The 17,397-nt window shown below is 72.8% G+C and carries 20 protein-coding genes; 11 read left to right on the plus strand and 9 right to left on the minus strand.

Going from position 1 to position 17,397, the window contains the following annotated elements; all coding sequences use genetic code 11:
* Positions 1-29: 29 nt before the first annotated feature.
* Entirely contained in the window at positions 30-665 is a 636-nt protein-coding gene (locus ACZ56L_RS06895) for a hypothetical protein (protein WP_471062300.1), read from the minus strand.
* A gap of 300 nt (positions 666-965) precedes the next feature.
* Between ACZ56L_RS06895 and ACZ56L_RS06900 the strand changes: the two genes are divergently transcribed.
* Complete coding sequence (locus ACZ56L_RS06900; RefSeq protein ID WP_471062302.1) at positions 966-1,961, plus strand: LysR family transcriptional regulator; 996 nt, start codon at positions 966-968, stop codon at positions 1,959-1,961.
* Between the two features lie 684 nt (positions 1,962-2,645).
* Here ACZ56L_RS06900 and ACZ56L_RS06905 read toward each other — a convergent pair.
* Entirely contained in the window at positions 2,646-3,080 is a 435-nt protein-coding gene (locus ACZ56L_RS06905) for an anthrone oxygenase family protein (RefSeq protein WP_471062304.1), read from the minus strand.
* 98 nt (positions 3,081-3,178) lie between these two features.
* Here ACZ56L_RS06905 and ACZ56L_RS06910 point away from each other — a divergent pair, with 98 nt between their 5' ends.
* The gene (locus tag ACZ56L_RS06910) at positions 3,179-3,766 is read left to right on the plus strand and encodes a TetR/AcrR family transcriptional regulator (RefSeq protein ID WP_471062306.1); all 588 of its coding nucleotides are present in this window, start codon (positions 3,179-3,181) and stop codon (positions 3,764-3,766) included.
* Between the two features lie 42 nt (positions 3,767-3,808).
* Here ACZ56L_RS06910 and ACZ56L_RS06915 read toward each other — a convergent pair whose 3' ends face one another.
* A complete protein-coding gene (locus ACZ56L_RS06915) occupies positions 3,809-4,696 on the minus strand; it encodes an alpha/beta hydrolase (RefSeq protein ID WP_471062308.1) in 888 nt (295 codons plus the stop codon).
* A gap of 147 nt (positions 4,697-4,843) precedes the next feature.
* Here ACZ56L_RS06915 and ACZ56L_RS06920 point away from each other — a divergent pair, with 147 nt between their 5' ends.
* On the plus strand, positions 4,844-5,737 hold the full coding sequence (locus tag ACZ56L_RS06920) for a helix-turn-helix domain-containing protein (protein WP_471062310.1): 894 nt from the start codon (positions 4,844-4,846) through the stop codon (positions 5,735-5,737).
* A gap of 45 nt (positions 5,738-5,782) precedes the next feature.
* Here the strand turns inward: ACZ56L_RS06920 and ACZ56L_RS06925 are convergent, their stop codons facing one another.
* The 5 genes from ACZ56L_RS06925 to ACZ56L_RS06945 all read right to left on the minus strand — a co-directional run bounded on the left by ACZ56L_RS06925 (position 5,783) and on the right by ACZ56L_RS06945 (position 11,157).
* A complete protein-coding gene (locus tag ACZ56L_RS06925) occupies positions 5,783-7,228 on the minus strand; it encodes a HAMP domain-containing sensor histidine kinase (protein WP_471062312.1) in 1,446 nt (481 codons plus the stop codon).
* Positions 7,225-7,971, minus strand: a complete 747-nt coding sequence (locus tag ACZ56L_RS06930; RefSeq protein ID WP_401754813.1) for a response regulator transcription factor — start codon at positions 7,969-7,971, stop codon at positions 7,225-7,227. Before ACZ56L_RS06930 ends, ACZ56L_RS06925 begins: the two co-directional genes overlap by 4 nt.
* A 63-nt stretch (positions 7,972-8,034) precedes the next feature.
* Positions 8,035-9,099, minus strand: a complete 1,065-nt coding sequence (locus ACZ56L_RS06935; protein ID WP_401754810.1) for a S1C family serine protease — start codon at positions 9,097-9,099, stop codon at positions 8,035-8,037.
* Positions 9,100-9,257: 158 nt separating this feature from the next.
* Positions 9,258-10,280, minus strand: coding sequence for a LacI family DNA-binding transcriptional regulator (locus ACZ56L_RS06940; protein WP_345221332.1), 1,023 nt, complete (start codon positions 10,278-10,280; stop codon positions 9,258-9,260).
* Between the two features lie 76 nt (positions 10,281-10,356).
* Positions 10,357-11,157, minus strand: a complete 801-nt coding sequence (locus ACZ56L_RS06945; RefSeq protein ID WP_401754807.1) for a winged helix-turn-helix transcriptional regulator — start codon at positions 11,155-11,157, stop codon at positions 10,357-10,359.
* Between the two features lie 536 nt (positions 11,158-11,693).
* Between ACZ56L_RS06945 and ACZ56L_RS06950 the strand changes: the two genes are divergently transcribed.
* The 7 genes from ACZ56L_RS06950 (at position 11,694) to ACZ56L_RS06980 (ending at position 16,162) form a co-directional block, all read left to right on the plus strand.
* Entirely contained in the window at positions 11,694-11,948 is a 255-nt protein-coding gene (locus ACZ56L_RS06950) for a MoaD/ThiS family protein (protein WP_345221336.1), read from the plus strand.
* A 10-nt stretch (positions 11,949-11,958) separates the two neighbouring features.
* The gene (locus ACZ56L_RS06955) at positions 11,959-13,350 is read left to right on the plus strand and encodes a hypothetical protein (protein WP_471062316.1); all 1,392 of its coding nucleotides are present in this window, start codon (positions 11,959-11,961) and stop codon (positions 13,348-13,350) included.
* Between the two features lie 110 nt (positions 13,351-13,460).
* Positions 13,461-14,156 carry an LmeA family phospholipid-binding protein gene (locus ACZ56L_RS06960; protein WP_471062318.1) on the plus strand — a complete coding sequence of 232 codons (696 nt, stop codon included), beginning with the start codon at positions 13,461-13,463 and terminating at the stop codon, positions 14,154-14,156.
* A 164-nt stretch (positions 14,157-14,320) separates the two neighbouring features.
* Complete coding sequence (locus tag ACZ56L_RS06965; protein ID WP_380836819.1) at positions 14,321-14,407, plus strand: putative leader peptide; 87 nt, start codon at positions 14,321-14,323, stop codon at positions 14,405-14,407.
* A 177-nt stretch (positions 14,408-14,584) separates the two neighbouring features.
* Positions 14,585-15,430 carry a sulfurtransferase gene (locus ACZ56L_RS06970; protein ID WP_345221341.1) on the plus strand — a complete coding sequence of 282 codons (846 nt, stop codon included), beginning with the start codon at positions 14,585-14,587 and terminating at the stop codon, positions 15,428-15,430.
* 37 nt (positions 15,431-15,467) lie between these two features.
* A complete protein-coding gene (locus tag ACZ56L_RS06975; RefSeq protein WP_345221343.1) occupies positions 15,468-15,755 on the plus strand; it encodes a DUF1416 domain-containing protein in 288 nt (95 codons plus the stop codon).
* Between the two features lie 146 nt (positions 15,756-15,901).
* Positions 15,902-16,162, plus strand: coding sequence for a DUF3099 domain-containing protein (locus tag ACZ56L_RS06980; RefSeq protein WP_345221345.1), 261 nt, complete (start codon positions 15,902-15,904; stop codon positions 16,160-16,162).
* Here the strand turns inward: ACZ56L_RS06980 and ACZ56L_RS06985 are convergent.
* Complete coding sequence (locus ACZ56L_RS06985) at positions 16,156-16,518, minus strand: DsrE family protein (protein WP_345221347.1); 363 nt, start codon at positions 16,516-16,518, stop codon at positions 16,156-16,158. The two genes, ACZ56L_RS06980 and ACZ56L_RS06985, sit on opposite strands and share 7 nt — an antisense overlap.
* A gap of 279 nt (positions 16,519-16,797) precedes the next feature.
* On the opposite strand from ACZ56L_RS06985, the gene ACZ56L_RS06990 reads away from it, so the two are divergent.
* Positions 16,798-17,370: a heme-binding beta-barrel domain-containing protein gene (locus ACZ56L_RS06990; RefSeq protein ID WP_345221349.1), complete on the plus strand. Its 573-nt coding sequence runs from the start codon at positions 16,798-16,800 to the stop codon at positions 17,368-17,370.
* Positions 17,371-17,397 lie beyond the last annotated feature (27 nt).

The raw sequence follows: 17,397 nt of genomic DNA on the forward strand, positions 1-17,397 counted from the left end.
CTCCGTCTCGCTAGGTCCTGGGGTGCACGCTACCGCCCCGGACCGCCCTCCGCAAGACGCTGCGTCTCGTTTGACCGGCCTGCACCGCCCGTAGGGCGCACCCCCGCGACCCGCCCCTTCGCGACGTTGCGGACCTTCCGGGTGCGGCCGGACGCGGCGAGGAGGGCGAGTACCGCCGTGGACGTGGACTGCCCGGCGAGCAGCCGCTGCATCCAGTCGGTGGCCTCCGCCAGCTCGCCCGCCGTCGGCACCCGACCCTCCCGGACCGAGTGCCAGAGCACCCAGTCGTCGATCCGCCGCCGGACGAACGCGCGGTGCCCCTCCCCCCTGAACCGCCCGGCCGCCACCCGCAGCTCCTCCGCCCGCGCCCGGAACTCACCGAGCCCGCCCGCCCTCCGCGCGACCCCGTCCACGAGGGCGACCACCGCCGTCTTCGCGCCCAACTCGTGCGGATCGCGCAGCAGCACGTCCACGACCGCACGCTCCCGCTCCCGGCTCCCCGAGGCGACGACCGCCGCGACGACGCGCTGGTACGCGGCCGTCCTGACGTGCTCGTCGGCCACGGCGGCAGCGACATCCACGTCACCGACGCCCGCCCCCGCCAACAGCTCGGCCACATCCGCCCCCAGGCTCACCGCTTCCTCCTCCACCTCATGGGCATCCACCCGGCCCGGCCGCGCCCTGTCGCCTCCCCGAACGGAGCGGACGCCTGGCGCCCACCACTCCGCTCGCCGCCGCCACCAGCCTCCCCCCGACGCTCCGGACGCACGGCAGCGGCCACCAGCGTCTGCCCGCTGACCGTCAGCAGCAGAGGGCGCGGGGCCGAGGGGGAGACAGGACGTGAACGTACGTGATGAGGCATGGCCCCTACGCTCGTTCGCCACGACCTCCGGCGTCCAACACCTGCCTGACCGGCATTGACGCAGATCGGTTGTGACTGCTGCCCACGGCGGTAGGTTTCCCGCATGCCCCGCGACTTCGACCCCCGTCTTCTGCGTGCCTTCGTCGCCACCGCCGAGGAACTGCACTTCACGCGCGCCGCCGGCCGGCTGTACGTGGCCCAGCAGGCGCTGAGCCGGGACATCCAACGCCTCGAACGCGACGTAGGCGCCCGCCTGTTCGTCCGGAGCACCCGGCAGGTCCGCCTCACACCCGAAGGCGCACGGCTCCTGCCGTACGCCCGCGACGTGCTCGCCGCGCACGAGGTCTTCGCCGCGGCGGTCTCCGGCCGCGGGCAGCGGCCCCTCCTGGTCGACGTCGGGGACCTGGTGACCACCGGCCACCAGGTGCTGGAGGAGACCCGGCGCTCCCATCCGGAACTGGAGCTCGTCGCCCGCTTCCACACCGGCCTCACCGGAGCCGCCCAGGAGATCCTGGACGGCTCCCTCGACGCCTCCTTCGGCCGGTTCGCCGGACTCGACCCAGCCGTCACCGCGCGCCTGTCCCACCGTCCGGTCCGCTTCGAACGGCTGGCGGTGCTCCTGCCGGAGGACCACCCGCTGAGCGCGAACGACCGGGTCCCGTTGAAGGCCCTGGCAGGCCGGACCCTGTACGCCGCCGCGGGCAATCCGTCCGCCGCCGAGTGGACGGACCTCGCCCTGCGCCTGTTCGCCGGGCACGGCATCCACCTGGCCGAGCCGTTCCCGGAGATAGAGGGCCCGGAGGAGTTCATGCGCGTCGTGCGCAAACGGGGCTGGTGGGTACTGGCGAGCACGGAGTTCATCGACATACCCGGCATGGCCCTGCGCCTGCTGAGCGACCCCGTACCGCTCTCGCCCCTCTCCCTGGTCTGGCGCACCGGCCTCGACCATCCGGCGCTCGACGCCCTCACCGCCACCGCCCGGCGCCTGGCACACGAGCGCCACTGGCTCGACCTGCCGCCGGACGCGTGGCTGCCACCGGCGGACCGGGCGGCGATGCGGGAGGACGCGGAGCCCCGGGTCGCCGCGCGCACGCGCTGAGCACGCCCTGCCCGCCGGACATCACGGACTGCGCGGTGCGAGGGGCGGCGGCGGGAGCCGCGGCTCGCGCTGTCGGAGAGTGAGTGCTACGCGCCGGCCGAGACGGCGGGGGAGTGGTTCCGGCGGGGGCGAGCGAAACCCAACTCGTGTACGTCCTCACCCTGTTGCTGCCGAGCCCGGCCACCCGCCCGTTCGGTTTCGCGCAGTCCCGGTTGCTCGCCAAGCTGCCCCCGGACCCCCCGACCCCCCTCGGCGTACCCATGGCCGAGTGCCTCGGCTGCGGGGCGGCCGGACGGCCCGGGGAACTGCCGGGCGGCCTGTGCCGCCCCTGCCGGAGCACGACGCCCGCGCGGGAGCGCGGCCCCTCACCGGAGGTCGTCCGAGGCGAGGCCGCCCGTGTCCGACGGGAGATGCGGGCCGCTCGGGAGGACGCACCTCGCTCCCGCCGAACGCGCCGGGGACGAAAGCGCGGGCAGCGCCCGCAGGAACACAGCCGACGACCCGGCTCCTCCGTTATGGCGTCCCGCGAAGTGGGACAGAAATCCCCACACATGTCCCACCGAGCCGCTCAGGACCACCCCTCCGCACGGACCCTTCCTCGAAGCGCTCGCCGCGCGGCTGCCCACGGTTCCCGTGCAGGTGAGCGAGTGGCCGGTCGCGCAGTTCCCCGCGGGCGACGGGCCGTCAGACGAGCGCGGTGACGAGCAGCGCGAACGCCGCGACGATCACGGCCACGCGTACGCAGTGGTAGCGGTCCCACCGGCTCATCTGCTCCTTCCAGTCGGCTGGCCGGGTCTCCGGCGTCCACCGCTTGCCCCGGTTGTTGATCGGGACGAGGAGCAGGAGCGACACGACCACGCTGAGGACGAGCAGACCCGCCGACGTGACGACCAGGGCGTTGCCCGCGGCGACCGCCCAGGCCGCCGCCAGGACCAGCGAGCCGACGTACCAGAACGGCATCAGCGCCCCCAGCATCCGGCCCCCCTTGCTGCGCGCCTGCTGCTCGGCGTCCTCCGGCAGCGAGCCGAGGACCGGGTTCATGACGAAGGCGACCGCGAACTCCACCCCCACCATCAGTCCGACGAGCACGGTGGTGACGACCTGAAGCGCATCGAGCATGACGACCCCTCCACGAGCACATCACCTAGCGGCGCTAGGTGTCATGGCAACGCTAGACCTACTCGCGCTCGCTTGTCTAGCGCTGCTAGAATCCAGTCATGTCGGTCCACGAACGCAAGCAGCGCGAACGCGCCGAGCGCGAGCGCCTCATCGTCGCCACCGCCCGTGAACTCGCCGAGCGGCAAGGGTGGGACGCGGTCACCACCCGCCGGCTCGCCGAGCGCATCGAGTACAGCCAGCCCGTCCTCTACAGCCACTTCCGCGGCAAGCGCGAGATCATCGGCGCCGTCGCCCTCGAAGGGGCCGCCGAGATGGCCGCAGCGGTACGGGCCGCCACCGCCGCCACCCCCGGCCCCCGGGAACGGGTCGCCGCCCTCGCCCGCGCCTACCTCGACTTCGCCACCCGCCACCCGGCGGTCTACGACGCCCTCTTCCACCTCGACGGCGGCCTCGCGTACGCCCGGGAGGACACCCCGGCCCCCCTCAAGGACGCCTTCGCCGCACTGCGCGAGAGCCTGGCGGAGGTCGCGGGCGACGGCACCGACCCGGGCCTGTTCACGGAGACCTTCTGGGCGGCCCTGCACGGCCTGGCCACCCTCACCCGCGCGGGCCGCCTGCCCCCCGAACTCGCCGACCGGCGGATCGCCCTGCTGGTGGACCGGCTCGCGGTGGTGCCGGCGCCCTGAGCGGTACCGGGGGGAGGCGGGCCGGCGCCGCCGCGTGCCGGCTCAGGCGAGGTGCTCGCCGAAGAACTCGACCAGTTTGGCGACGGCAGGGGTGATGTACTCATCGCGGTCGTACAGGTCGACGTGGCCGGCGCCCTCGATGAGGAACAGCTCGGCGTTGCCGGGGCTGTCGGCGACGGCCTTCTCGGAGAACCCGCGGGTCACCGCCTCGGTACCGGCGATCATGAGCAGCGGGCGAGGCGCGATCTTGGCGACGTCGGCGAAGGAGTCGAACTGGTCGAGCAGGTCCGCGCTGCGCACGACCATGTCACCCGTGGAGCGCGGGTGACTGCCGCGGGGCGTCTTGTAGTAGTCGACGAACTCGGCCGTCGGGGCGGGGGTGTCGGCGTCAACCTTCTCCGGCAGCACGGCGAAGGTCGCCGCGGGCTCGCCGGCGGCTTCGGCGCTGCGGAGGTTCCCGGAGCTCGCCACCATCTGCTGCCAGCCCTCGGGGTCGGCGCCGCGGAAGAAGCTGGGGACGTCGGTCCCGGACACACCGGCCACGGCCTTCATCCGGTGGTCGGTCTGGGCGGCGTAGGGCGCGTAGGCGCCGGAGCCGCACACGCCCATCACGCCGATGCGGTCGGGGTCGATCTCGGGGCGGGTGGTGAGGTGGGAGACCGCCGCGCGGAAGTCCTCGGCACGCTGGAAGGGGTCCTCCAGACCGCGCGGCAGGCCCTCGGACTCGCCCTGGAAGGCGGCGTCGAAGGTCAGGACGGCGAAGCCCTCCTTGACCAGGCGGGTCGCGTACGCCGCCGGGGCCTGCTCCTTGACTCCGGTCGTGGGGTGGCCGACGACGATGGCGGCGAACGGGCCGTCGACGCCGTCGGGGAGGTAGAGGTGGCCGGCGAGCTGCAGGCCGTTGGTCGGGAAGCGGACGTCAGTCCTCATGTTCTGCTCCTGCGGGGTGGTGGGCGGCCGGCGATCTGCGGGCCCGTATCCACTGTCCGGCCGACGGCCGGGCGCAGGAAGGTCGTGCTGTTTCCTGGGAAGGATCTCTCCCAGGCAGGGCCTTTTCCCCGGTGCCATGCTGAAGGAATGACTGGTTCCGCGCATCTTCGTGAGCTCGGTGAGTTCCTCAGGCACCGCCGTGGCGAGCTCACCCCCGCGCAGGTGGGGCTCCCCGAGCGCGCGCACACCCGGCGGCGTGTGCGGGGGCTGCGCCGCGAGGAGGTGGCCGAGCTCGCCGCGATCAGCACCGACTACTACGTACGCATCGAACAGGGCCGGCTGGCGCCGTCGCCGCCGGTGCTCGACTCCCTTGCGCGGGAGCTGCGGCTGGACGCCGACCAGAGGACGTACGCGGAAGGACTGGTCGCCCAGGCCGCGCGGACCGGGCACCGCACGACGCCGCGCCGGTCCCCGCGCCCCCACGTGCACCCGCACCTGACCCGGCTGCTCGGCCAGCTCACCACCACGCCCGCCATCGTCTTCGGCCCACGGCTCGACGTCCTCGCGTGGAACCCGCTGGCGGCGGAACTGCTCTGCGACTTCGCGGCCGTGCCCGAGTCCGAGCGCAACTACATCCGCATGGTCTTCACCGACCCGGCGATGCGCGACATCTACCCGGACTGGGAGGACGTGGCCCGCACTTGCGTCGAGGTCCTGCGGATGGAGGCCGGAACGCATCCGGCCGACCCAGCCCTTACGGCTCTCGTGGGCGAACTGGCCGTCGCCGACCGGCAGTTCCGGGCCTGGTGGGCCGAACACCGGGTCGCGCACCAGGACTTCGGGAGCAAACGCATCGCCCACCCCGCCGTCGGCGAACTCACCCTCGACTGGGACACCTTCCGCTACGCCGGTTCCCCCGAACAGCAGCTCGTCCTCTGGTCGGCCGAACCCGGCACCCCGGACGCGGAACGCCTGTCCGCGCTGGCCCGCGGCACGGCACGGCACGGAGCCGGGGACCTTCCTGAGCGCCGCCGCGCCTGAAAGGTGCGCGTGACGCGCTTGCCGCACCCGGTCCTTCCGGCGGCGCTACGCCACCCCGCCCGGCGGCGGTGTCGGCGCTCCCGGCAGCCGCACCACCGCCTCCGCGCCCGGGCCGCCGTCCAGGGGGGCGCGCAGGGAGACCTCGCCGCCCGCCTCGCGGATGGCGCGGGCCACGATGGACAGACCCAGGCCGGAGCCGGGGAGGGCGCGGGCGGAGGGGGAGCGCCAGAAGCGTTCGAAGACGTGCGGGAGGTCGGCGGGCGGGATGCCGGGGCCGTGGTCGCGGACGGTCAGTTCGCCGAGGTGGAGGCGGACGTCGACGGTGCCCGAGGGCGGGCTGAACTTGACGGCGTTGTCGAGGAGGTTCATCAACGCCCGTTCCAGGACCGGGGGTTCGGCCCGTACGTACCAGGGGGCGAGCGAGACGTCGAAGGACAGCTCCGGGCCGCGCAGGCGGGCGCGTTCCACGGCGGTACGGGTCAGGTCGTGCCAGCCGACGACCTTCGGGGAGGCGTGCCCGGGGGCCGACTCCGGGCGGGCCAGCACCTGCAGGTCGGTGATGAGGGAGGCGAGTTCGCTCATCTGGGCCTTCACCGACGCCAGGAGCGCCCTGCGGTCGTCCGGGGGGAGCGGGCGGCCCGTGTCCTCGCTGCGGGCGAGGAGTTCGATGTTGGTGCGCAGGGAGGTGAGGGGGGTGCGCAGCTCGTGGCCGGCGTCCGCGATCAGTTGGGACTGGAGGTCGCGGGAGGAGGCGAGGGCCGCGGTCATCGCGTTGAAGGAGGCGGACAGGCGGGCGATCTCGTCGTCGCCCTCGACGGGGATGCGCAGGCTCAGGTCCTCGGTGCGGGCGACGTGTTCGACGGCGCCGGTGAGCCGGTCGACGGGGCGCAGCCCGCTGCGGGCGACCCAGAGTCCCGCGCCGCCCGCCAGGAGGACGCCGGCCCCGGCGACGAAGAGCAGGAGCAGGGCGAGGTCGTCCAGCGGCTTGTCGACCTCGCCGAGCGGGCGGGCGACGGACACGGCGAGCTGGAGCTGGGGGTAGTCGCGCAGCGGGTAGGTGTAGACCCGGTACTTCCTGCCGTCGGAGGCGACGGCGTCGTGGTGTGCTTCCGCCAGGTGTCCGGCGGCCACCGCCCGGTCCAGGTCCGTCACCCGGACCGACTGCCGGCCCATGATGACGCACTGCTGGTCGTCGGCCGTGACGACCTGGATGGTCTGCTGGTACGCGGTGGGGTCGTCGCGGCCGGGGATCTCGCGCAGGCAGCGGGCCCGGTCCGCCGCCGGGTCGAGGTCGATCCGCTGGGACACGTAGCCCCGGTCGGGGAGGTTGTTGCTCAGCGAGCCGTCCAGGGCGTTCAGCAGCGCCTCCCGCGTGACGAACCAGCAGGTCACGGATGCGGCGGCGACGGCGAGCGCGACGGCGGTGGCGACGAGCAGGGCGAGCCGGGAGCGCAGGGGGAGGCGGCGGTAGCGGCGGACGGGGCCGTTCACTCCCCGCCCCGCAGGACGTAGCCGACGCCCCGGACCGTGTGGACCAGGCGGGGCTCGCCGGCCGCCTCGGTCTTGCGGCGCAGGTACATGACGTACACGTCGAGCGAGTTCGAGGACGGTTCGAAGTCGAAGCCCCAGACGGACTTCAGGATCTGCTCGCGGGTGAGGACCTGACGGGGGTGCGCCAGGAACATCTCCAGCAGGGTGAACTCGGTGCGGGTCAGCTCGACCGGGCGCTCGCCGCGGGTCACCTCGCGGGTGACCAGGTCCATCCGCAGGTCCTCGAAGGACAGGACGTCGCCCGGCGTCCCGGGCAGCCCGGCCTGGGCCGCGTACGAACTGCGGCGGAGCAACGCCCTTACCCGCGCGAAGAGTTCGTCCAGCTCGAAGGGCTTGACCAGGTAGTCGTCGGCGCCCGCGTCGAGGCCGGAGACCCGGTCGCCGACCGTGTCGCGGGCGGTGAGCATCAGGATCGGCGTGGTGTCACCGGAGTGGCGCAGCCGGCGGGCGGCGGTGAGGCCGTCCATGCGAGGCATCTGGATGTCGAGCACGATCAGGTCGGGGGAGTGCGCGGCGATCTTCATCAGCGCCTCGGCCCCGTCCACGGCGACCTCGGTCGCGTACCCCTCGAAGGCCAGACTGCGCTGGAGCGCCTCGCGCACGGCGGGCTCGTCGTCGACGACGAGGATGCGCTCGGCGGAGGCCGTCGTCCGGTCCTCGGGGGGCGTGGCTGCGGGAGTCATCTCGTCCTGGTCCTGCTCTTCTCGGTACGGGGCGGCGCGTCCAGCTTTGCACGGTGCCGGGCGTCACACGCCGAGGCCGCCGAGGCCGTCGCCGCGCTGCTCCGGCCGGCCCTGGTCCTGCTGCCGGCCGCCCGGGCCGCCCTTGCGGAGGCTGTCGAGGTCGGCCTTGACCGTGTCCACCGGGATGGCGAAGCCGAGGCCCACGCTGCCCGCGCTGCCGCCGTCGCCCGAACTCGGTGCGTACATAGCGGAGTTGATGCCGATGATCTCACCGCGCATGTTGATGAGCGCGCCGCCGGAATTGCCGGGGTTGAGGGACGCGTCGGTCTGGAGGGCCTTGTACGTGGTCTTGGACCGGCCGGTGTCGCCGTTGAACTGCTCGCCGCCGAACTCGAACGGCCAGCCGCCGCCGTCGCGCTGCTGCTGGGGCTGCTCCTTGGAGACCGTGACGTCCCGGTCGAGGGCGGAGACGATGCCGCTGGTGACGGTGCCGGACAGGCCCTCGGGGGAGCCGATCGCGACGACCTGGTCGCCGACCTTGACGTCCTTGCTGCTGCCGAGCTTGGCGGTGGGGAGCTTGGCGGCGCCCTGGATCTTCAGGAGGGCGAGGTCCTTGTCCGGGTCGGTGCCGACGACCTCGGCGGTGTAGGTCCTGCCGTCCGACAGCTTGACCTTGACGGAGTCGGCCCCGGCGATGACGTGGTTGTTGGTGACGACCTCGCCGTCGGCGGTGATGATCACACCGGACCCGGTGGACCGGCCGGACGACGACTGCGCGCCGATCTCCACGATGGCGGGGCCGACGGCCTGCGCGACGCCGGAGACGGTGCCCATGCTGGACTGCGAGACGTTGCTGCCCGGGGCTCCCGCGCTGCTGAGGCCGGTGCCGTCGTCACCGGTGTAGCGCTCGGTGAGGTACGCGGCGCCGCCGCCGAAGGTCGCGGCGACGACGGCGACCGCGGCGAGCAGGGCCACCGGGCGGCCGGCGCGGCGCCGGTGGACGGTGGGGGCGTGCGCCGGGGGCGGCGGGAACCCGGTGTACGCGGGCTGCGGGTGCGGGTCGCTGCCGGGGGCGCCTGCGGGGTCGGGGGCGCTGCCGGTGGGGAAGGTCTCGTTCGTCATGTTCATGAGCTTGGGCTCGGCGCATGAGAACTGTCTGAGGGCCGGTTAAGAAGCCCGGCAGATTCCCGTATGCCCGATGTAAGGGAGCGCGGGCGCCTGCGGGAGAGCCGCCCCCGGCCCCGCGCACGCCGCCCGGCTGCCCGCAGCCCCAGCGCGCCGCCCGGCTACCCGCAGCCGCACGAGCGCCGCACGATCAGCGCCGAAGGGAACTGCTTCACCCGCTCCCGGCGCGAGCCCGCCACCCGCAGGCCGTCGTCCAGCACCAGGTCCACCGCCGCCCGCGCCATCGCCGGGCGGTCCGAGGAGACGGTGGTCAGCGGCGGGTCCGTCAGGGCCGCCTCCTTGACGTCGTCGAAACCGGCCACCGCCAGGTCCCCCGGCACGTCGATCCGCAGCTCGCGCGCCGCCCGCAGCACGCCGATCGCCTGGTCGTCCGTCGAGCAGAAAATCGCGGGCGGGCGCTCGGGACCGGAGAGGAGCCCGAGCGCCACCTCGTACGCCGCGTAGCGGTCGTACGGCGCCTGGAAGAGCCGCCCCTCCGTCGACCGCCCCGACTCGTGCATCGCCCGCCGCCAGCCCTCGACGTGGTCGGCGACCGGGTCGCCCACCGCCGGGGTGGACTCGACGCCGCCGAAGCAGACGACGTACTCATGACCGTGTTCCAGCAGGTGCCGCGTCGCGAGCTGCGCGCCGCCGATGTCGTCCGTGACGACGGCGACGTCGTCGATGGCCTCCGGCCGCTCGTGCAGGAGCACGACCCGGGCGTCCCACGCGTCGATCTCGGCGGCGGCGCTCTCGCTCATGCCCTGGCTGACCAGGATGAGGCCCGAGACCCGCATGCCGAGGAAGGCCCGCAGGTAGTGGATCTCGCGCTCGTTGCGGTAGTCGGAGTTGCCGACCAGCACCATCTTTCCGCGCTCGGCGGCCGCCTGCTCCACCGCGTGCGTCATCTCGGCGAAGAACGGCTGCCGGGCGTCCGGCACGATCATCCCTATGAGGTCCGTGCGGCGGGACGCCATGGCCTGCGCGACCCGGTCCGGGCGGTAGCCCAGCTCCTTGATCGCGGCGAGGACACGCTCGCGCGTGGCCGGGGCGACCGGCCGGGGTCCGTTGTTGATGACGTAACTGACGACCGCGGTCGACGTCCCCGCCAGTCTTGCCACATCGTCCCGCGTCACCTTGGCCACGCGCGGAAGTCTACGCGGAGAGACCAGGTCACAGGCCGGTCGTCCCAAGGATCCGGCCGACTTGGCCCGGTACGGGTCATTCCGCCGTCCGGGCTACCGAGGCGGAGGCCCGTGCGCGGGCCTTCTCGGCCTCCCGGCCGACGGCCCGCCCCGGCCCGCGGGCCTCCGTCGTGTCCGTCTTCGCCGCCTTCTCTGGTTTCTCCGGTTTCTCCGGTACCACGAAGCGGTAGCCGACGTTGCGGACGGTACCGATCAGGGACTCGTTCTCGACGCCGAGCTTCGCGCGCAGCCGCCGCACGTGGACGTCCACCGTGCGCGTGCCGCCGAAGTAGTCGTAGCCCCACACCTCCTGGAGGAGCTGCGCCCGCGTGAAGACCCGGCCCGGGTGCTGCGCCAGGTACTTCAGCAGCTCGAACTCCTTGAAGGTCAGGTCCAGCACCCGCCCCTTGAGCTTCGCGCTGTACGTCGCCTCGTCCACCGTCAGGTCGCCGTTGCGGATCTCGGTGGGGATGTCGTCCGCGGTCAGGTTCCGGCGGCCCGTCGCCAGGCGCAGCCGCGCCTCGACCTCGGCCGGGCCCGCCGTGTCCAGGAGGACGTCGTCGACGCCCCAGTCGGCGGTGACGGCCGCCAGGCCGCCCTCGGTGACGACCAGGATCAGCGGGCAGCCGGGCCCGGTGGAGCGCAGCAACTGGCACAGCGACCGCACCTGCGGGAGGTCGCGGCGGCCGTCGATCAGGATGGTGTCCGCGCCGGGGGTGTCCACCAGCGCCGGTCCTTCGGCGGGGGCCACGCGCACGCTGTGCAGCAGCAGGCCGAGGGCGGGGAGCACCTCCGTCGACGGCTGGAGGGCGTTGGTGAGGAGCAGCAGGGAGCTCATCGCGCCCCACCTGCTCGCACGATCGTCGTCGTCTTCGGTTGGTGCACGGTTCGCTCGCCCATAACGTCGGTTCCTCCTCGGTCCCTGCGAGGACGTTTACGGCACTGCATGCGTACTGCTGGGTGGGTACGTACTGCTGTGTACGTACGTCCTAGGCCGAAGGCCCCCGCGCCCCGGGGTCCGACGTGCCCGCTTTCCTGCTCTCTTGCCCTGTTCTTTCCGAGCTCTTTAGGTCACCCGGAAAGCACAAAAGGACTCGGGGGCAACGCTGCCCGAGTCCTCTGCCCAGCAGAATAGCCCACCGGGCGGACGCCCTCCCTGTTCCCTTGATCACCCCGCGGACCCGGCGCACCGCCCGGTCGTGCCGCGGTCCGGGCCCGCGTAAGGCGGGGCCGCGGTTTTTCGTGCGCACCGGTGCACGGGGGGCGCACGGAAGCGCGTCAGGGCGTGGGGGCCGAAGCGGTGGTGGCGGGCGGGTGCGCCGGATGGCCCATGATGGACAGCTGACGAGCCGGTCGCGTGAGAGGAGTGCCGCTGTGGCAGCGGGAACCATCCGCTTTTGGGCGGCGGCCAAGGCCGCCGCGGGCACCGCCGAGGAGCCGTACGCGGCAGACACCCTGGCCGAAGCGCTGGACGCGGTCCGCGAACGGCATCCGGGGGAGCTGACGCGGGTGCTCCAGCGGTGCTCGTTCCTGATCGACGGCGACCCCGTCGGCACTCGTGACCACGGGACGGTACGGCTGGCCGAGGGCGGCACGGTCGAGGTGCTCCCGCCGTTCGCAGGAGGGTGAACCCCAGACCATGAGCAACTCCAGCAGCAACGAGCAGTACCCGTACCGGCAGCAGGACCACGGCCGGCCGCCGGCCGACGCGTACGGGCAGGACCCCTTTCCGGCCGCTCCGTACGGCGACCAGCCCCACCCCGCCGACCAACAGGCCCCGCAGTCCCCGCAGGCCCCGCAGTCCCCGCAGTTCCAGGCTCAACCCCAGCCCCAGGACCCGTACTCCACCCAGACCTGGCAGGGCCTGACCTGGGACACCCCGTACCAGGCGGCCCAGCCCGGGTTGGCGGCCGCGGACACCGCGTACCTCCCGCAGCAGAACCAGCCCTCGTACGACGGCTCGTACGGCGGCACCCCGGACGGCTCGTACGGGGGTTCCTCGGACGCCTCGTACGGGGGTCCTCCGGACGGTTCGTACGGCGGCCCCGCGTACGGGAGCGGGACCCGGCCGACCGGCAGTCAGCCGCTCCCGCCCGAGGTCCCGGCCCAGCACCCCCAGCCCCACCCCCAACCACAGCCCCACCCCCAGCCCGGCCCCGAGCAGTGGCACGCCCCCGCCGCCGCGGCCCCGCGGGCCCACGCCCCGCACGGCGTCCCTCCGGCCGCGGAGCCCGCTCCCGCCTACAGCTCCCCGGCGACCCGCGGCAACGTGCGGATCACCGACGCCCAGCGGGCCCGCGCCGAAGGGCGGTCGCCGGTCATGGAGCCCGGCATGCGGCCCGCCCTGATCACGGCGGTGCTCGGCGCGCTGCTCGCCGGGGCGGCGTCGTTCGGGCCGTTCGCCCTGGTCGTGCCGTTGGTGCTGCTCCAGGCGGTCACGGCGGCCGGCTGGTTCCGGCTGAACGGCATGTGGCCCGCCCGGCAGGGCATCGCGCTGGCCTTCCTCGGCGGTGTGGCCGCCGACGTGGCGATCCTGTTCCTCGACGCCCTGTACGCGCCCGCCGCGATCCTGGGCACGCTCGGCGTCTGGGTGCTGCTCACCCTCGTCCTGCACCTGCGCAACGGGATGCCCGCCGACGAGCGGCTGTACGCCCTGACCGCGGGCGTCACCTCGGCCGCCCTCGCGGTCGTCGCCTCCGGGCACCTGGCGGCGGACCCCAAGGCCATGACGGTCGGCGGGGCCGCGGTCGCCGTCGCGGTCTTCGCGCGGGCGCTGCCGCTGCCGACGGCCGCGTCGGTGGCGGTCGCGCTGCTCGCCGCGGCGGGCGCCGGCATCGCGGTCGGCGGGACCAACGGGGTCGGCACGGGCGGCGCGGTGATCGGCTTCGGCGCGGGCGTGTGCGCGCTGATCGGGCTGCGGGTGGCGAGCTACGACTACCCGTCGAAGTTCGTGCACATGACCGCCGGCGTGGCGCTGCCGCTGACGGCGGCGGCCCCGGCGGTGTACCTGCTGGGCAGGGCGTTCGCCTGACCGCGGTGTCGTTGTGGCAGGTGGTCATCGGTGGGAATGGTGTGATCCCCACCGGTTAGGCTCACCGTCAGACACGGGGGCCGACGAACGCGGGTGGGGGAACACCGGTCATGCGAGCGATACGAATACTTCTCATCCTGGCGGTGGTCTTCGGCGGCATCTTCGTCGCCGCCGACCGCCTGGCCGTGAACTACGCCGAGGGCGAGGTCGCCGCCAAGGTCCGCACCAGCCAGGGCCTCGCCACGGAACCCCAGGTCGACATCAAGGGCTTCCCGTTCCTCACCCAGGTCCTGGGCAAGAACCTCGACCGGGTCGACGTCGCCCTGGACGGCCTCCAGGCGAGCGCGGACGGCAAGAAGCTGACGGTGGGCAGGATGACCGCCGAACTGCACGACGTGGCCCTGGAGAACAACTTCTCCTCCGCCACCGCCGCCCGTGCCACCGGCACCGCCGTGATCTCCTACGACGACCTCACCCGCGCCGCGGGCGACAAGGACGTCAAGCTCGCCCACGGCGGGAACGGCAAGGTCAAGGTCACCGGCACGGTCTCGGTCCTGGGCCGGGAGATCACCCGCAGCGTGCTGTCCAGCGTGAGCCTGAAGGACGGCGGCAGGTCCATCGCCGTGCGCGCCGACGAGGTGCCCGGACAGGGCATCCCCGGCGTCGAGGAGCTGATCCGCAAGAAGATCGACTTCGAGCGCCCGATCGGCGGCCTGCCGAACGGCCTGAAGCTGGACAAGGTCACCCCGGTCGAGACGGGCATGGAGATCTCCGTGAGCGGGGCGGACGTGCACCTGGCCGGATAGCGAGACGGAGGAGTCCATTCCGCAGGACTGGACGCCGAACGGGCGGGACGAGGGGCCGGGACGGACGTTCCGGCCCCTCGTCGTATCCCATGCACCGGACGTTTTCGTCTCACGATATGACACACCGGTGACACGCCCACCGGTACGTCCCTACGATCGGACCCATGCAGCAGCGACAGGCGGACCTCACGAAGCGGCGGGCAGTAGACCTGTGCCGCGTCGCCGCCATGCTCTGTCGCCGCTCCTTCTGAGCGGGACCCGCCGGGCCTCGTAGTCCGTACCCCCGCCTTCCCGGGGCGATCCGCGCCCCCTCCCGACGTACCGTGCGCCGCCGCCCCCGCGGCCCCGCAGCCGTACCCGGGCGCACCCCGCAGCACCGTGCAAGCACGCACCCGTATCCCCCCGTAACTGCCCCGGAGGAGAAACACATGAGCCGCAGCGACGTACTGGTCGACGCCGACTGGGTCGAGGCCCACCTGGACGACCCGAAGGTGGCCGTCGTCGAGGTCGACGAGGACACCAGCGCGTACGAGAAGAACCACATCCGCAACGCGATCCGGATCGACTGGACCAAGGACCTCCAGGACCCGGTCCGCCGCGACTTCGTCGACCAGGCCGGCTTCGAGAAGCTCCTCTCCGAGAAGGGCATCGCGAACGACACCACGGTCGTCCTCTACGGCGGCAACAACAACTGGTTCGCCTCCTACGCCTTCTGGTACTTCAAGCTGTACGGCCACGGCGACGTCCGCCTCCTGGACGGCGGCCGCAAGAAGTGGGAGCTGGACTCCCGCGACCTGGTCGACGGCGCGCAGGTCCCGCAGCGCGAGAAGACCTCGTACAAGGCCCAGCCGCAGGACGAGTCCATCCGCGCCTACCGCGACGACGTGGTGGCGGCCATCGACACCCAGAACCTGGTCGACGTCCGCTCGCCCGACGAGTTCTCCGGCAAGCTGCTGGCCCCCGCCCACCTCCCGCAGGAGCAGTCGCAGCGCCCCGGCCACGTGCCCGGCGCCCGCAACATCCCGTGGTCGAAGAACGCCAACGACGACGGCACCTTCAAGTCCGACGAGGAACTCAAGGCGCTCTACGAGGCCGAGCGGGTCGACCTGTCGAAGGACACCATCGCCTACTGCCGCATCGGTGAGCGCTCGGCCCTGACCTGGTTCGTCCTGCACGAGCTCCTCGGCGTCGAGAACGTCAAGAACTACGACGGCTCCTGGACCGAGTACGGCTCCCTGGTCGGCGTGCCGATCGAGCTCGGCGCCGGCAAGTAAGCACCCTCCCTCCCTCACGGAACTTGGAGTACCCCTCATGTGCGGAGCACAGGCCGGCGGCCCCGACGCCTCCACCATCAAGCCCGGTGAGACCACCATCCAGGGCAGCGTCACCAGGAACGGCGAGCCGGTGACCGGCTACGTCCGCCTCCTCGACTCGACCGGCGAGTTCACCGCCGAGGTCCCCACCTCGGCCACCGGTCAGTTCCGCTTCTACGCCGCCGAGGGCACCTGGACGCTGCGCGCCCTGGTCCCGGGCGGCACGGCCGACCGCACGGTCGTCGCCCGGACGGGCGGGCTCGCGGAGGTCGCGATCGCGGTCTGAGATCCGCGTCGCGCAGCGATACCGGCCGGAGGGCCGCACCCACAGGGGGTTGGACGCCATACCTGTGACGAAGGGTGCGGCCCTCCGGTCTGCTCTTTCCTGACGCGTCCCTCGTACCGCCCGGCCCCCGGACGTACCGTGGGGGCATGTACGCCCGTCGCCGCCGTGGCTACTTCCTTCTGATGGGGACGTGCCTCGTCCTCTTCGTGGGCGCATGCGCGGTCGTGCGGCTGTGGTCGGTGCCGGTCGCGGTCGGCATGTGCGTGGTGGCGGCCGTCATCCCGCCCGTCGCTGCGGTCGTCGCCAACCGGAAGGGGCCCGAGGACCGGTGGTACGACGACACCACCGGGGACCCCGGGTCCGACGACTGGTGGGACGAACTGGACGGGCGCCCCCGGCGTCAGTAGACGAGTGCCTGCACGCCGTCCGCCATGATCTCGCTCACGAACACCTGCGCCCCGGCGATCCGCACGCCCTCCAGCACGTCCTGCTCGCCGATGTCGCGCCGTACCGCGCACTGCGTGCACAGGGTGATCGTCCCGCCCGCCTGGACCGACTCGATCAGGTCCGGCAACGGCGCCGAGTGCGGCAGCTCGAACTCCGCCGCCCTCCCCGGCAGCGCGAACCACGCCGACTCACCGGTCAGCCACAGCGACACCTCCACCCCGCTGGCCACCGCCACCGCCGCGACGGTGAACGCCTGCGAACACCGCTCGGGGGCGTCGGCCCCGGCGGTCACCTTGATCACGAGCTTCTTCGACATGCCCCGACCCTAGTGCGCGGCGAACCTCACCGAGAGCGCCGGAGCCCGGCGGACTAAGCTGGGGGCCGGCCCGTGTCCCACACCCCGCTCATCCCAAGGAGCACCCCGTGCTTGAGGCAGTCTTCTCCGCCCTGCTGGTCCTGGTCTGCGTCGGCGTCCTCGCCTTCGCCGGTCTGGCCGTGAAGAAGCTCTACCAGGGCCAGCGCTGACCCGTACGGACGCACACGCGTACCGGACAGCGAGCCGTCACCCCCTCCACACAGATCGCCTGAGCCCCTCATGATCGAGATCCCGTCCGACCTCCACCCGGACCTCGTCCCCCTCGTCTTCCTCCTCGGGAAGTGGACGGGTGCGGGCGTCACCGACTTCCCCGGCCAGGAGAAGGCCAACTTCGGCCAGGAAGTCACCTTCAGCCACGACGGCCGCGACTTCCTGGAGTACGTCTCGCACTCCTGGATCCTCGACGCCGAGGGCAACAAGGTGAAGCCGCTGGAGACCGAGTCCGGCTTCTGGCGCGTCGACAAGGACCGCAAGGTCGAGGTCGTCATGACCCGCGACACCGGTGTCGTCGAGATCTGGTACGGCGAGCTGGCCGCCCAGAAGCCGCAGATCGACCTGGTGACGGACGCCGTCGCGCGCACCGCCGCGTCCGGCCCCTACACGGGCGGCAAGCGTCTGTACGGCTACGTCAAGAGCGACCTGATGTGGGTCGGCGAGAAGGCCACCCCCGAGGTCGAGCTGCGCCCGTACATGTCCGCGCACCTGAAGAAGACCGTCACCCCGGAGGAGGTCGAGGCCATGGCCAAGAACCTCCCCGACCTGCCGGACGACGGCATCGCGTTCTTCCGCTGAGCCGGACGCGGGCCGGACGCTCGCCGC

The sequence above is a fragment of the Streptomyces sp. NPDC039736 genome, assembly GCF_055596485.1.

What these genes read in the sequence shown, in the direction of transcription:
- ACZ56L_RS06990 (WP_345221349.1), top strand. Translation starts at nt 16,798, where the DNA reads ATGATCGAGATCCCGTCCGACCTCCACCCGGACCTCGTCCCCCTCGTC.
- ACZ56L_RS06960 (WP_471062318.1), top strand. Translation starts at nt 13,461, where the DNA reads ATGCGAGCGATACGAATACTTCTCATCCTGGCGGTGGTCTTCGGCGGC.
- ACZ56L_RS06905 (WP_471062304.1), bottom strand. Translation starts at nt 3,080, where the DNA reads ATGCTCGATGCGCTTCAGGTCGTCACCACCGTGCTCGTCGGACTGATG.
- ACZ56L_RS06980 (WP_345221345.1), top strand. Translation starts at nt 15,902, where the DNA reads ATGTACGCCCGTCGCCGCCGTGGCTACTTCCTTCTGATGGGGACGTGC.
- ACZ56L_RS06900 (WP_471062302.1), top strand. Translation starts at nt 966, where the DNA reads ATGCCCCGCGACTTCGACCCCCGTCTTCTGCGTGCCTTCGTCGCCACC.
- ACZ56L_RS06915 (WP_471062308.1), bottom strand. Translation starts at nt 4,696, where the DNA reads ATGAGGACTGACGTCCGCTTCCCGACCAACGGCCTGCAGCTCGCCGGC.
- ACZ56L_RS06955 (WP_471062316.1), top strand. Translation starts at nt 11,959, where the DNA reads ATGAGCAACTCCAGCAGCAACGAGCAGTACCCGTACCGGCAGCAGGAC.
- ACZ56L_RS06930 (WP_401754813.1), bottom strand. Translation starts at nt 7,971, where the DNA reads ATGACTCCCGCAGCCACGCCCCCCGAGGACCGGACGACGGCCTCCGCC.
- ACZ56L_RS06935 (WP_401754810.1), bottom strand. Translation starts at nt 9,099, where the DNA reads ATGAACATGACGAACGAGACCTTCCCCACCGGCAGCGCCCCCGACCCC.
- ACZ56L_RS06975 (WP_345221343.1), top strand. Translation starts at nt 15,468, where the DNA reads ATGTGCGGAGCACAGGCCGGCGGCCCCGACGCCTCCACCATCAAGCCC.
- ACZ56L_RS06970 (WP_345221341.1), top strand. Translation starts at nt 14,585, where the DNA reads ATGAGCCGCAGCGACGTACTGGTCGACGCCGACTGGGTCGAGGCCCAC.
- ACZ56L_RS06985 (WP_345221347.1), bottom strand. Translation starts at nt 16,518, where the DNA reads ATGTCGAAGAAGCTCGTGATCAAGGTGACCGCCGGGGCCGACGCCCCC.
- ACZ56L_RS06920 (WP_471062310.1), top strand. Translation starts at nt 4,844, where the DNA reads ATGACTGGTTCCGCGCATCTTCGTGAGCTCGGTGAGTTCCTCAGGCAC.
- ACZ56L_RS06945 (WP_401754807.1), bottom strand. Translation starts at nt 11,157, where the DNA reads ATGAGCTCCCTGCTGCTCCTCACCAACGCCCTCCAGCCGTCGACGGAG.
- ACZ56L_RS06965 (WP_380836819.1), top strand. Translation starts at nt 14,321, where the DNA reads ATGCAGCAGCGACAGGCGGACCTCACGAAGCGGCGGGCAGTAGACCTG.
- ACZ56L_RS06910 (WP_471062306.1), top strand. Translation starts at nt 3,179, where the DNA reads ATGTCGGTCCACGAACGCAAGCAGCGCGAACGCGCCGAGCGCGAGCGC.